A 12,653-nucleotide genomic window follows, 5' to 3' on the forward strand; every position below is an offset into this window, starting at 1 on the left:
GAAGATAGCTGAAACATTAATGACCTAAGTGAACCGCATTCCCAATGGATTAGATAGTTATCTAATAATTGGAGATGCGGTTTTATAAAAAATAATAATATGTTTATAAATGTAAAGCCTACGGGAACTTTTCCTGTGGGCTTTTTAAGTAGTTTTTACGAAATTATGAGTGTTTTTTATTTTGTATTTCAATAAGTTTATCTGGTATCAGTTTTGTATAATATTCTTTTTCTGTTAGTTCAAATATAAATAATGCTTTTTTCCAGTTATAAACAACATCTTCTACATTGTGTTGTTTAATCTTTAATAAAAACCGACCTTTTAAATAGAATAGTTCACCTAATAGGTATAAAGTATTTAGATTAATTGCTAATTTGATGCCCTTATCAATGTATTTTATTGCCTCTTCATGTTGATATGTGAAGGCCAAAGATTTTGCTAAATTTAAAATGATTTTTAGTTTAATTTCTTTATCTCTAGGAAAATTTAACTTATTAAAATTAGTTAAACATCTTCTTAATATAGTAATGCTTTTTTCATATTCTTTATTTTCTCCATGAAATATAGCCATTGTCTGCATAATATCTATTTCTCTTTCTGATAAAAAATTAGAATTGGTTAAAGTTAGTTTTAATGCATGATTTAAAAGAGTTAAAGCAGTTTTGGTTGATCTATTTACCTCAAATATAGCAATTGCTTCATGCCATATTAGAAATTGTTTCTCTTCATTTGTTTGAAAGTTATTTAAGTTTTTCTCCTTTTTTACTATTTCATAAAGTTCTTTATATTGTTTTTGTTTTAAGCAATCTTTTATTACATATTTTACATTTTCTACATATTTAATTTTTTTGTTTTGAGTTAGTGCAAATATATTATTTGGATCAATACCAAGTCTTTCAGATAATTGATATAACAATATGCTAGATGGATAAATCACACCTTTTTCGATCTTGCTAATTTGACTTTGTGAACATATTCCATGACACAATTCGGATTGTGATATGTTTTTTTTTATTCTAAGTTCTTTAATGGTAATACCCAAATCGTTAAATTCCATTTTCTCACCTACTATTTAGCACTGTATTATTATAAGAGTTTTCTCTAACCTTTAATGTAATGTAAAATTAATATAGTTGCAATTGTTATTTGTTTTAAAGGAATTACCGTTTCCATAGGATGGTGAGGCTTTTATTATGTACAAAAAAAGACACCCTAAGGTGCCTTCCTGTGACTTGAACCACGTTCATTTAGTATAAACTTATCCGTATTATCCCTTTGTTATACGTGTAAACACACCCTATAAAACAGAATCGTCTATATACACCAGATTGTTAGTTTACAAAGTACAAGAGATTTGAGATCAGTATTAGAGTGACGCGACACCTTCTATAATGATTGGTATGTTACGCCTTTCAAAAGAATCTGCTTTATAGAATGTATCCACGTTTATTATTTTACTATATATAAAATTCATTCGGTGTATTTTTTTCAGATATGTATAATTGCATAAAGTTGATGGGAAAATCAGAGTATAATTTGGATTGTGTAATAAAGATAAGGCCCACCTACGGAAATAGGTGGGTTTTTGTTGGGTATTACTATCTCATTGCACACAAGGGAATTTCTATTAAAATCATAGCATATTTTTATAGCTCTTATATTGAGAAATAAAGAAAAGACACCCAAATAAGAGTGTCTTTTCCCATAGTTTTTTAGCAGAAGCAACTGCATCCAATAATGATTAAAAGTATAAAGAGTACAACGAGTAAAGCAAAAACGTACTATTCTACATTATCTGAATTAAAGGTAGCTACGAAAAATAGAAGTATTCCTGACCTTGTAAAGAAAGGTATTGTAGATCGAGAAGGAAGTGGATTTACTCCAGGTGATGATGATACATTTTATGTAATGTTCACATTCGTAGATAGCGGTGAAGACCAAAATGTATTTCAGGGAGATGCATTGAAATTAAATTGAACGTTTAATTCCATGCAAGCAAGCGGTGAAGAAAAGTAAGTGTAATAAATTTGTATACTCTATGTTTAAAATTGTAACAAGAAGCATAAGATGGCCGTTTTGATCAACTTATTCCTTTTTAGTTTGCGGCCAACGTATGCTTTCGACTCCGTTGAATAATTAGGTAATCATCTACAAAAAGAAGTGTTTTTTGGCCAATTTATGGGGAAAGTGACAAAAACGTATAGTATACAATTAAAAGAACTGTTTTAAAATTGAGGAGTTTATCGTGAATGGTAAAGATTCTCATAAATATATGGGCGAGAAAACTGATGACGATTTCCTTTTTTTTAATACATCGTAAAATATATTTTACGATGTATATTGTTGTATGTTGGAGAGTATAGGAATATTAAATAATTATCCTACTTTTGAGATATCTTGAGGGGATTTTACTCGTAATCTGGAAGAAAAACAGTTTTGGAAGGTGCTCAATTATATACCATATTCATTGGTAAGAGAGAGAAAAGAAGTAAAGAATCATGAATGAAAAGGGGGGATATACTATATTACGACAAATGAAGCCTTTGTATATGTGAAGTAGAAAAAGTAAAAGATTACCTGTAAAGGGTGGTTGAAAATTGGTCTTACTATTTATTTTTTTAATCTCTTTTTAAGAGTTCAACTATTTGTACTAGCTATTCTATAGGAGTGAGGTTTAAAGCACGAAAATAAATTTCGGTATTATATGTAATGAGTTCTTCTTTTTTATGAACAGATAAACCACTTTGTAGGATAGCTGTAATATTGAACTACTCACCACTTAACGTCCTAACGGACTGTTTGAAGTGGGAGATTCCTGCGAACACCGATGTATCCATCAGTTATCTTAGCAGGCTCTACCCGCATTCCCTACGGTGAGAACATAAGTATCTTGTACGCTGACTCACCACACTACCTACTTTAGCTTGGTTTTCGCAATTTTGAGAAGCGTGGGGAGATAGAACGTTGAAGATTTTACGGTTGCAACGTTTTTCTGCAACCAACCTCATATCTTCAGTTTTCGAAGAGCAATCTGTACAAGTAAATGATAGCAAATATGTTGGCTTATGCCAACCGACATTCATCTCCCACCTAAAATTAGTGTTTCACACCTTCACATTTTTGAGGAAGGAGTCTTCTATCGGAAAACGATAAAACTACTATTTTATAGGAATACATTTCCGAATGATCTATTACCATCAATTTAATATTTTTCAAGTTTCCCAAAAACTGAAGTAATTACTAAAGTCTTTATAAGGAAATAGAAAGCTTTTTAATTCTTGACTAATATCTTCTAGATTCCCATATATATTATCTGCTGCTAAATTAATGTCCTCATTAAAATTATATAGCTGTTCATCTACATAACTGAATCCCTCACAGCAATTATTATGTATCAAATTAGATATAAATGGTTTTATTTTCAATACATTTTCTTCATTTAGGATAAATTTATCCCATAACAGCCCCAGTATTATTTTTACGGGTAATTTTTTATCATACGTTCCTTTTACGTTTTTTAATTTAGGTACGATGTCAACCAACTTATCATTACTAGATAGAGAAACTTCTATAATTTCAATAGAAGGGCTATCTAATGCTTCAATTGTCTGATCAGCCCAATCAATTATTTCAGTTTTTGAAAATAAACCAATTTGTAATCCTATACTCAGAACCTCAGCTATTATTTTTATATTATCCATATATATAACTCCTTAGATTTTATGATAATTATACATCGCAGTAATCTCAATTTCAAAAGGTTGTTGCTAATATGCAGTAACTAAAGGGATTTTTTAACCTAGGATATCTCCACATTGTTAGCAAGCTAAAAAACAAAATCTCTCCTAAAACGAAAAAAAGATGAACGAAATAATAAAAAAGGTTCATTTCTATTTCTTTTTTAGATTCTATTCCTTAGTAAAAGAACTTAGTAGATGAAAAGGTTAGATTGCAGAATTAATTGGGTGATAAGTACAGTAACTTTGAATCTCTTGAACAAATAGTTCTAATTTATCATTTTAGCCAAGAAGACTCCTTCCTCAAGGAGCGTGAAGGGTCATAGTCCAGGAGATGAATTGGCTTCGAACAAGGGATGGCAGGAAGCCATCCCTTGTTCGACATACAGAAAGTATTACTCCACTACCTATCGAATGTACGTTTGGTGTATAATAGTCATATACCGAAATGGAGGTGAATTAAATAATGATGAATAAAGCCTATAAGTTTCGTATCTATCCAAATCAAGCACAAGCAATTCTAATCAACAAAACGATTGGGTGTTCTCGCTTTGTATTCAATCATTTCCTAGCCTTATGGGATCACGCATACAAAGAGACAGGGAAAGGCTTGACCTATGGTATATGCTCTGCCAAACTACCTGCCATGAAGAAAGAGCTGGTTTGGCTAAAAGAAGTGGATAGTATTGCGATTCAGTCATCTGTTCGCAACCTTGCGGATGCCTATACGCGCTTTTTCAAAAAACAAAACAGCGCACCGAGCTTTAAATCTAAGAAGAACAACGTACAATCTTATACCACAAAACAAACAAATGAAAACATTGCCGTTGTAGGGAACAAAATAAAGTTGCCGAAACTAGGCCTTGTTCGATTTGCCAAAAGTCGCGAAGTAGAGGGGCGTATTGTAAATGCTACGGTTAGACGGAACCCTTCTGGTAGATATTTTGTGTCACTATTAGTTGAAACAGAAGTACAAGAACTTCCGAAAACAAGTTCTTACATTGGAATAGATGTAGGACTAAAAGATTTCGCTATTTTGTCAGATGGAACACACTATGAAAATCCGAAGTTTTTTCGATCATTAGAAGATAAGTTGGCGAAAGCACAGCGTGTTCTTTCTAGAAGAATGAAAGGATCTTCTCGCTGGAATAAACAACGAGTAAAGGTAGCTAGAATTCATGAATATATGTCAAATGCTAGAAAAGATTACTTGGACAAAATTTCAACTGAAATCATCAAAAACCACGATGTTATCGGTATAGAGGATTTGCAAGTATCGAATATGTTAAAGAATCATAAGTTAGCCAAAGCAATTAGTGAGGTATCTTGGTTACAATTTCGATCCATGTTAGAATACAAAGCAAACTGGTATGGCAAACAAGTCATTGTCGTATCGAAAACATTTGCTTCCAGCCAATTATGTTCTTGTTGTGGATATCAAAATAAAGACGTTAAAAATCTAAACCTACGTGAATGGGACTGTCCTTCTTGTCGTACAAACCATGATAGGGATATTAACGCAAGTATCAATCTAAAGAATGAAGCGATAAAGCTTCTAACCGCAAGGACTGCGGGGTTAGCCTAATCAATTAAAGTTCGATAGAACTCTTTACTTAGGAATCCCTCACTTCTAAACGAAGTGAAAGTGGGGGTAGTTCAAAATAAGAGGAGCATATCTACACCGTCCATTTTTAGAATGGGCTGTTTCATTAGCTATTATAATTTTTTATATGATATTCTTTTTTATTAAATCTATTTTGACTGGTATTTATGAAACAGATATTAATAATAAAGAACAATTAAACGAAAAAATGAGTAATACCTTTATTTTTTGTTTTGCCGCAATAGGTGCAACTACATACAAATATTACTTCCCTGAAGATTTGGTTGGTTAGCAGTAATAGCAAGATTTATTATATTTTTCGCTTTCCTATTTGGTATTCAATATCTTATTACAGTATTAGCATGGAAGAAATCAAATAAAATTTAATAAGTATAGATAAAAAAAGCTTATCTTTTAGCACTTAATGATAAGCTTTTTATTATTTTTTCATCTTTTTTTGTTTTGGGGTACAATGAATTTCTTTGCTTGATAGGGATGGGATAGAACCACATCGCCATCAAGCTGAAATTTTATAGTACTCCAGAACGAAATTTCGTGCTAATTTGTAACAAAAAAACATGTGAAATTGCCCATAGATAACTATCTTATATTAATTACATAAACTACTTTGTTATATAATAATATAAATATATTAAATTTAAAGGGGGATTCAAATTGATTAAAAACTTACCTTTACTAATAGTCATTTTACTACTTGGTATAAGTTCTTCTACGTTAAGTACGAATGGATACTTTTCTCCAGTTATAGAAGGATCTTTAATGATTATAAGTATTATTTTAAACATTACTGCAGTGATAGGTTTATCATTACACGTTCTTGTATACCAACCTATAAAGAGATTTGAAACAAATTTAAAAGAGACTTTCAAATAAAATAATTATATTTGAGGTAACACGACATCGCTATCGAGCTAAAAAATGTATCCATAAAAAGAAAAAATACGCTATTCTTTCTGTAGAATCATAGGAAAGGATGGCGTTTTTTATTTTAGGGTGTATTTTGTTCTGTTAGCTTGATGTGGCGGTACCCCATGCACATCAAGCTAAGAAAAACAAATACCCCCAAAACGAAATTTTCTGCTAACTTGTATTAAAAAAGCCCATTTTTTGGTGTTATAAAACCTTTAAGTTGATGGACATTTGGTGCCACTCCATATAGTATAAGACTGCCCTCATTTTGAGCAAAAGCAATAATGGTTTAAAATTAAGGTATGAGACAAAGTTAATAAATAAATCGGAGGATGAAATGTATAAATTATTGATTGTTGAAGATGAAATGAATATAGCATATACGCTAAAAAACCATCTTAAAAAATATGGATATCATTGCCTCGTTGTAGAAGATTTTCAAAAGGTATTAGAAATTTTTCAAGACTTTCAACCCCACCTTGTCATAATGGATGTTACCCTTCCTGCTTTTGATGGTTATTATTGGTCCCGTAAAATAAGACAAATATCAAATTGTCCTATTGTGATTCTCTCTGCTCGTATGAGTGAGGCAGATCAAGTGTATGGCATTGAAAATGGGGCGGATGATTTCATTACTAAGCCTTTTTTATTAGGAGTGATACTTGCAAAAATTAATGGACAAATTCGTCGTATATATGGCGAATATGCAAGAAATGTACAGGGGAAAATTATAAAAATAGGAAATACAGCTTTAAACCTGGATACTGTACGATTATGCACACCTAATCAGGAGGAGCTATTAACAATAAAAGAACTCCAGCTATGTACAATGTTCTTTGAAGCGTATCCTAATGTTGTAACAAGACAGCAACTACTTACAGCCATTTGGGATGAGGAAGAATTTGTTGAGGAAAATACCTTAACAGTAAATATTGCAAGAGTACGAAAGAAATTAGAAGCCATTCATTCTACTTTAGAAATTAAAACTATACGAGGAATTGGCTATCAATTAACGGAGAAACTCACATGAAGTTATTTTTAAAAGACCATATGAGCTTTATCATTTTGTATATCATTACATTTATTAGCTTACCAATTATGATTCATCGATTAGATGGTTTTGAAAATCATTATACCTATTTTATATTTCTAGCCTTCTCTCTATTAATCATACTACTTTTTTGTCGTTACTTACGCCGTAAAAAAATGTATGCACATATTGAGAACAAGAACATCCATACGGACAGTCTTATGATTTATCAGCCAATAGCTTCATACGAAAAAGCATACGCATCTCAGTTGCAATATATTCAATCCTTATTTCTATCAAAAGAAGAGGAATATAAGAGTTCTTTACATAATCAGCAATTAATGATTTCTCATGCTGTTCATCAAATGAAAACGCCACTTTCTGTCATTCAACTGCTTATACAATCTAATCAGTTTAAGGAACCAAATTCCCTTGCAGAATGGCAAAAAGTAAAAGTTGAGTGCGATAAACTAAACTTCTCTTTAAATCAGTTACTAACGTATAGTCGCTCTACTAAATTATTAGCAGATTTAAAAATAGAACCAATTCCGTTAAAACATATTGTGCAGGAAGTTATTAATGATTTAAGGGATTATTTTATTGAGGAAGAAATCTTTCCTAAGAGCACTATACCTGAGCAGATATTTCTCTATTCAGATCGTAAATGGCTAAAGGTTGTAGTTTACCAGTTATTAAGTAACGCTGTTAAATATGGAGAAAAATACTCATCCATTATAATCCACTATGAAAATGGGCAGTTACTTATTAAAAATAAAGGAGAAACGATACCTGAAAGTGAAATAAAACGTGTTTTTGAATTATTTTACACGGGAACGAAAGGACGTACAAAAGGAGAAGCAACTGGTATCGGTCTCTATTTAGTAAAAAGTATTCTTACTACATTAAATCATCCATACCATCTATATTCTAAAGATAATGAAACAATATTTACAATAGACCTCTCAAGAAGTATAGAAACGGCTACCAAATAAGGTAGCCGTTTTGAATGTGACAATTTTGTCATATTGCTGTCACGTTGAAAGATGTTAAGAAGTAAAAGGCCCATCTATAATCAAATACTGAAAGATACAAAGGAGTGAGGTACTGATGTCAAACACCATTTTAAATGTAAAAGAGCTTCAAAAAGTATATACAGGAGAAATTTCCTATCAAGCATTGAAAGGTATTGATTTTAATTTAAACATGAATGAGTTTGTTGCGGTAATGGGGCCTTCTGGTAGTGGAAAAACAACTTTTCTTAATTGCATTTCAACGATCGATAGCCCAACTAATGGCTCAGTTACAATTAATTCAAAAAATCCTTATGAATTAAATGATAATGAACTAGCGAAGTTTCGTCGCAAAGAATTAGGGTTTGTCTTTCAAGACTTTAACCTTGTTCATACCTTAACAGTAGAGGAAAATATTTTATTACCTTTGGTACTTGATTCTGTAGAAGCTAAAGAAATGAGCAAACGTTTAGAGAAAGTTGCAAATTTTTTAGGTATTAAAGAAATTTTAAATAAACGTACATTTGAAATTTCAGGTGGACAGAAACAGCGTGTGGCAATTGCTCGAGCTGTTATTCATGAACCAGGGTTATTATTAGCTGATGAACCAACTGGAAACCTAGATTCTAAAGCGGTAAATGATGTTATGACATTGTTTGAGTCAATTAACAAGAACTTTAACACAGCTATTTTAATGGTGACACATGATGCCTATGTTGCTAGTTTTGCACATCGCGTAATCTTTATAAAAGACGGTATTCTTTATAATGAGGTGCATCGAGGTAATAATAAACAGAAGTTTTATCAAGAAATTATGGACACACTTACATTTTTAGGTGGTGGACAGCATGAGTTTTAATCATATTGTCCTTCAAAACATTTTGCGCGATAAATGGACATATATTTCTTATTTTTTGAGCAGTGTATTTTCTATTTTGATATTTTTCTTATTTTCGATTGTAGCATTTCATCCTATGTTAGCGAGCATTCAAACAGGAAGCACACTTAGCCTTGTAATGATACTTACGAGCTGTATTGTATATATTTTTTCATTCGTTTTCATCATTTATTCGATGTTTTCGTTTTTGAAAAAGAAAACAAAAAGTCTTGGCATTTTTATGATTACTGGAGCATCTATGAAGCAAGTGCGTAAGATGGTGTTCAGAGAAAATATGCTTATTGCTAGTGTAGCGATTATAAAAGCGATTGTGCTTGGGCTTGTAATTGCCCCGTTGTTTTTAATGGTTACCAAAAGGGTGTTACAAGTGAATAGCTTTGGTATGTATATACCAATACAAGCTATCGCATTAACTATTATTTTATTTGCAATTTTATTCTGTATCGTTTCTAAATTTATCACACGTTTTATTAACAAAGAAGAAGCTGTACATCTGTTAAAAGCAGATGTAACACAGGAAAAATTAATTGTGCCTGCACCATGGAAGTTGTTACTATCAGTAATTACCAGCGTATTCTTAGCACTATCGCTCATATTAGAAATGAATTGGGTTGAATCATCTGGAACCATCCATTACATTTTACTATTTGTTAGTTCGCTATTAGCCATATATTTTATTATCACGCAGGGAATGTTTGTATCGATTCATGTATTACAAAAACGACCGTCGTATTACAAAAAAACAAATATGCTTTACGTTTCGAACATAAAGGCCAAAGGTCGCTCACATTCCCATCTTATCTATTTATTAACAATCTTGTTGCTAGGTGTATTTTTATGTACAAATGTACTGTACAGTTCCTATTACAATATAAATACGAGAGCAGAATCAATAGATCCGTACAGCTTTGAATATATCTCACTCTCAGGTAATGCACCGGAAGTTGAAAAGAAAGATATTTCATTTATTGAAAATGCATTAGCAAAACAAGGTAAATACGATGCATATTATTCTGCATTTAAAACAGATAAAAATCATAATATTGGCTTTATGTCAGTTTCAAATTATAATGCCCTTGGTTTTCATAAGACAATTTCACTAAAGGATGATGAATACTATGTTGCAGCAGGAAATAACTATGCTCTTCCAAGTATAGAATTTATTCGTGACTACCCGTTAGGAAAACTTAAATATGCGGGCCTTGAGAAACGAAATATTTTAACTTCAGGTTTCCAAAAGATGTACTATATCGTCCCAGATGCTGTTTATGAAACTATTGACTATCCTGTATTTAAAGTATTTGCTTATGAAATTGATAATTGGACAGAAAAGCTCGACTTGTCCGAAACGATTCTTTCCAAAATTTCAACAATACCAAATGAGCGCCTAATTTCTTCTAAAATTAATTTTTACGAGATTGAAAAAACGACAGTGAGTCTTCTATTCTTTATCGGTTTCATGTTGAGCCTTATCTTCTTGAGCGCGGCAATGAGTATTCTTTATTTCTATCTGCAAACGTCATTTGAAGGAGAAAAAGAAAAATATGCAGGAATCCGAAAACTTGGCTTTTCTGTGAAAGAATTAGTTGCTGTTGTGACTAAGGAGTTGGCAACTTTAATTTTTGTCCCGTTTACACTTGCATCTATTCTTCTATGTGGAATAATGCTTGCAATGCGTAACCATTTTTCATCAGCACTTTATGGAGTCACAGCAATAGGCGTAGGAATATTTTTATTGCTATTTGTTATAAGCTTTTTCATCATTCGACGAAGTTATTTGAAAAAACTTATGAATTAACAATGCATGTTTCTAATAATATAGGTGCTTGATCTAAAAATAACATAGAAAGTATACCTGAAATTATACTTTTCAAGGGGTTCTTTTCATGAAAAAGAACCCCTTGGATAAATAAGAGATGCTCTTACTATAGAAACTTTATATAAGTATATCGTTGATTTAAGAAACAATATAGTTCTCCTAAAGGACTAATAGTATTTGAGTAATATATAAAGTGGAGGTTTTATATTTTTATGAGATTAAATGCTTTTCAATTAAAGATTTTTGCAATGATCCTTATGGTCATTGATCATGTATATACTTACATTCCAGGTATGCCAATGTGGATGCATCATCCAGGACGTATTGTGGCACCAATTTTCTTCTATTTTGTAGTGGAAGGATTCTTTTACACAAGAAGTCGTACAAAGTATGCTACACGTGTATTTATGTGGGCAGCAATTATGTTTGCTGGTTCAGCGACTATTCAATATATCTTTCCGACAGAGACGGGATTATCAAATAATATTTTCTTATCACTTGGGTTTGGGATAGTATTATTATGTTCCATTGATTATATGAAACGTACAAAAAACTATTTACTCGGAATTCCAGCTACAATTATTGTGGGTACATTAGGAATATTTACAGAAGCAAGTTTTATAGGCGTCTTCATGACATTAATCTTTTATGTCTTTAAAGAAAAGAAAAAATGGTTAATTATCACATATGTATTATTTTCATTAATGGATGTCCCATCGTTACTTATGGCGGAAGAAATTTTTACAGACATGGGTTTGTTTGGTTTTAATAACCAATGGATGATGGTATTTGCTTTACCGTTCTTCTTCTTATATAACGGGGAACGTGGTTTAAATAATGCATTCACAAAATATATGTTTTATATTTTCTACCCGGTCCACTTATGGATTATCTATACAATTGGATATTTTATGAGTAAATAAAGATAAAAGTAATAAATTTATAAAAATCTGGAACAAGATAATAAATAATATAGATAAGAACCTCGCCATTTCCATAAGATGGCGAGGTTCTTACGCATAAAGAAAAGACACTCTAAGATGCCTTTTCTAACAGTTTTTTAGCAGAAGCAACTGCATCCGATAATGATTAATAGTATAAAGAGTACAACGAGTAAAGCAAAGCCTCCAGCAAAACCGCAGCCTTCGCCGCAACTACCACCATATCCCATAATAATAGTTCCTCCTTTAGATAAGAGAAAAAGACTAGGGGTCATTCCATGTGTTTTAATGGGTTCACTCTACCTTATGTTTTGACGTATGACTTGAGCAGGTCCTTTTGAAAATAAGGGAAAGATCATTTAATGTGCTTCCCTGGAATATTGATTACCCATTTTCTAAAAAACAAACCATTTAATTATATCGATAATTAGATTATTTAATATAATGTATTAATCCTAACAGAAGGGAGGATTATCCATGCAATTAGTTTGTTTTAAAGTAGTAAATGGACAATACTTTTTAGTTGTAGAAGGTATCGAGATTCCTGCGCCAATTCCAGCTTTTGCTGCAGCTTTATTAATTGGTTTAGGAGTAATCCCACTTTGTTCTTAATTTAAAGAATTCCAAACAGCTCTACCTTTCAATTGATAAACCCTTAAGCATATAAATGCTTAGGGGTTTTTAT

The 12,653-nt window shown here is 31.7% G+C and carries 11 protein-coding genes and 3 pseudogenes; 10 read left to right on the forward strand and 4 right to left on the reverse strand.

Annotation, left to right across the window (positions count from 1 at the left end; all coding sequences use genetic code 11):
* Positions 1 to 163 precede the first annotated feature (163 nt).
* Positions 164 to 1,057, reverse strand: a complete 894-nt coding sequence (locus tag MRP26_RS21620) for a helix-turn-helix domain-containing protein (RefSeq protein ID WP_242806894.1) — start codon at positions 1,055 to 1,057, stop codon at positions 164 to 166.
* 655 nt (positions 1,058 to 1,712) lie between these two features.
* Positions 1,713 to 1,775: pseudogene (locus MRP26_RS21625) on the reverse strand (YjcZ family sporulation protein); the annotation flags it as partial.
* A gap of 10 nt (positions 1,776 to 1,785) precedes the next feature.
* On the opposite strand from MRP26_RS21625, the pseudogene MRP26_RS21630 reads away from it, so the two are divergent.
* Positions 1,786 to 1,977: pseudogene (locus tag MRP26_RS21630) on the forward strand (TasA family protein); the annotation flags it as partial.
* Positions 1,978 to 3,212: 1,235 nt separating this feature from the next.
* On the opposite strand, the gene MRP26_RS21635 reads toward MRP26_RS21630, so the two are convergent.
* A complete protein-coding gene (locus MRP26_RS21635) occupies positions 3,213 to 3,701 on the reverse strand; it encodes a hypothetical protein (protein ID WP_016083074.1) in 489 nt (162 codons plus the stop codon).
* 502 nt (positions 3,702 to 4,203) lie between these two features.
* Between MRP26_RS21635 and tnpB the strand changes: the two genes are divergently transcribed.
* From tnpB to MRP26_RS21675, 8 genes and pseudogenes are all read left to right on the forward strand, one after another.
* The gene (tnpB, locus tag MRP26_RS21640) at positions 4,204 to 5,322 is read left to right on the forward strand and encodes an IS200/IS605 family element RNA-guided endonuclease TnpB (protein WP_242806895.1); all 1,119 of its coding nucleotides are present in this window, start codon (positions 4,204 to 4,206) and stop codon (positions 5,320 to 5,322) included.
* 76 nt (positions 5,323 to 5,398) lie between these two features.
* Positions 5,399 to 5,727, forward strand: a pseudogene (locus tag MRP26_RS21645) (hypothetical protein).
* Between the two features lie 288 nt (positions 5,728 to 6,015).
* Entirely contained in the window at positions 6,016 to 6,234 is a 219-nt protein-coding gene (locus MRP26_RS21650; RefSeq protein WP_242806896.1) for a hypothetical protein, read from the forward strand.
* A 373-nt stretch (positions 6,235 to 6,607) separates the two neighbouring features.
* On the forward strand, positions 6,608 to 7,300 hold the full coding sequence (locus tag MRP26_RS21655; protein ID WP_000277462.1) for a response regulator transcription factor: 693 nt from the start codon (positions 6,608 to 6,610) through the stop codon (positions 7,298 to 7,300).
* Positions 7,297 to 8,292 (forward strand): sensor histidine kinase, encoded by a 996-nt coding sequence (locus MRP26_RS21660; RefSeq protein WP_060852663.1) that lies wholly within the window; start codon positions 7,297 to 7,299, stop codon positions 8,290 to 8,292. The genes MRP26_RS21655 and MRP26_RS21660 overlap by 4 nt, the downstream gene beginning before the upstream one ends.
* 115 nt (positions 8,293 to 8,407) lie before the next feature.
* Positions 8,408 to 9,169: an ABC transporter ATP-binding protein gene (locus tag MRP26_RS21665; protein ID WP_242806897.1), complete on the forward strand. Its 762-nt coding sequence runs from the start codon at positions 8,408 to 8,410 to the stop codon at positions 9,167 to 9,169.
* Positions 9,159 to 11,006, forward strand: coding sequence for an FtsX-like permease family protein (locus tag MRP26_RS21670; RefSeq protein ID WP_242806898.1), 1,848 nt, complete (start codon positions 9,159 to 9,161; stop codon positions 11,004 to 11,006). Before MRP26_RS21665 ends, MRP26_RS21670 begins: the two co-directional genes overlap by 11 nt.
* A gap of 233 nt (positions 11,007 to 11,239) precedes the next feature.
* On the forward strand, positions 11,240 to 11,950 hold the full coding sequence (locus MRP26_RS21675; protein WP_242806899.1) for a TraX family protein: 711 nt from the start codon (positions 11,240 to 11,242) through the stop codon (positions 11,948 to 11,950).
* Between the two features lie 137 nt (positions 11,951 to 12,087).
* Here MRP26_RS21675 and MRP26_RS21680 read toward each other — a convergent pair whose 3' ends face one another.
* Complete coding sequence (locus MRP26_RS21680) at positions 12,088 to 12,198, reverse strand: YjcZ family sporulation protein (protein ID WP_000540371.1); 111 nt, start codon at positions 12,196 to 12,198, stop codon at positions 12,088 to 12,090.
* Between the two features lie 247 nt (positions 12,199 to 12,445).
* Here MRP26_RS21680 and MRP26_RS30810 point away from each other — a divergent pair, with 247 nt between their 5' ends.
* Complete coding sequence (locus MRP26_RS30810) at positions 12,446 to 12,580, forward strand: hypothetical protein (RefSeq protein WP_001177696.1); 135 nt, start codon at positions 12,446 to 12,448, stop codon at positions 12,578 to 12,580.
* The last annotated feature ends 73 nt before the right edge of the window (positions 12,581 to 12,653 follow it).

Origin of the sequence: Bacillus sp. CCB-MMP212, from assembly GCF_022748145.1 — a bacterium.
In the GTDB taxonomy this organism is placed as follows: domain Bacteria; phylum Bacillota; class Bacilli; order Bacillales; family Bacillaceae_G; genus Bacillus_A; species Bacillus_A cereus.

Coding starts and splice junctions, on each gene's coding strand:
- MRP26_RS21670 (WP_242806898.1), top strand. CDS start 9,159: ATGAGTTTTAATCATATTGTCCTTCAAAACATTTTGCGCGATAAATGG.
- MRP26_RS21660 (WP_060852663.1), top strand. CDS start 7,297: ATGAAGTTATTTTTAAAAGACCATATGAGCTTTATCATTTTGTATATC.
- MRP26_RS21680 (WP_000540371.1), bottom strand. CDS start 12,198: ATGGGATATGGTGGTAGTTGCGGCGAAGGCTGCGGTTTTGCTGGAGGC.
- tnpB (WP_242806895.1), top strand. CDS start 4,204: ATGATGAATAAAGCCTATAAGTTTCGTATCTATCCAAATCAAGCACAA.
- MRP26_RS21635 (WP_016083074.1), bottom strand. CDS start 3,701: ATGGATAATATAAAAATAATAGCTGAGGTTCTGAGTATAGGATTACAA.
- MRP26_RS21620 (WP_242806894.1), bottom strand. CDS start 1,057: ATGGAATTTAACGATTTGGGTATTACCATTAAAGAACTTAGAATAAAA.
- MRP26_RS21665 (WP_242806897.1), top strand. CDS start 8,408: ATGTCAAACACCATTTTAAATGTAAAAGAGCTTCAAAAAGTATATACA.
- MRP26_RS30810 (WP_001177696.1), top strand. CDS start 12,446: ATGCAATTAGTTTGTTTTAAAGTAGTAAATGGACAATACTTTTTAGTT.
- MRP26_RS21675 (WP_242806899.1), top strand. CDS start 11,240: ATGAGATTAAATGCTTTTCAATTAAAGATTTTTGCAATGATCCTTATG.
- MRP26_RS21655 (WP_000277462.1), top strand. CDS start 6,608: ATGTATAAATTATTGATTGTTGAAGATGAAATGAATATAGCATATACG.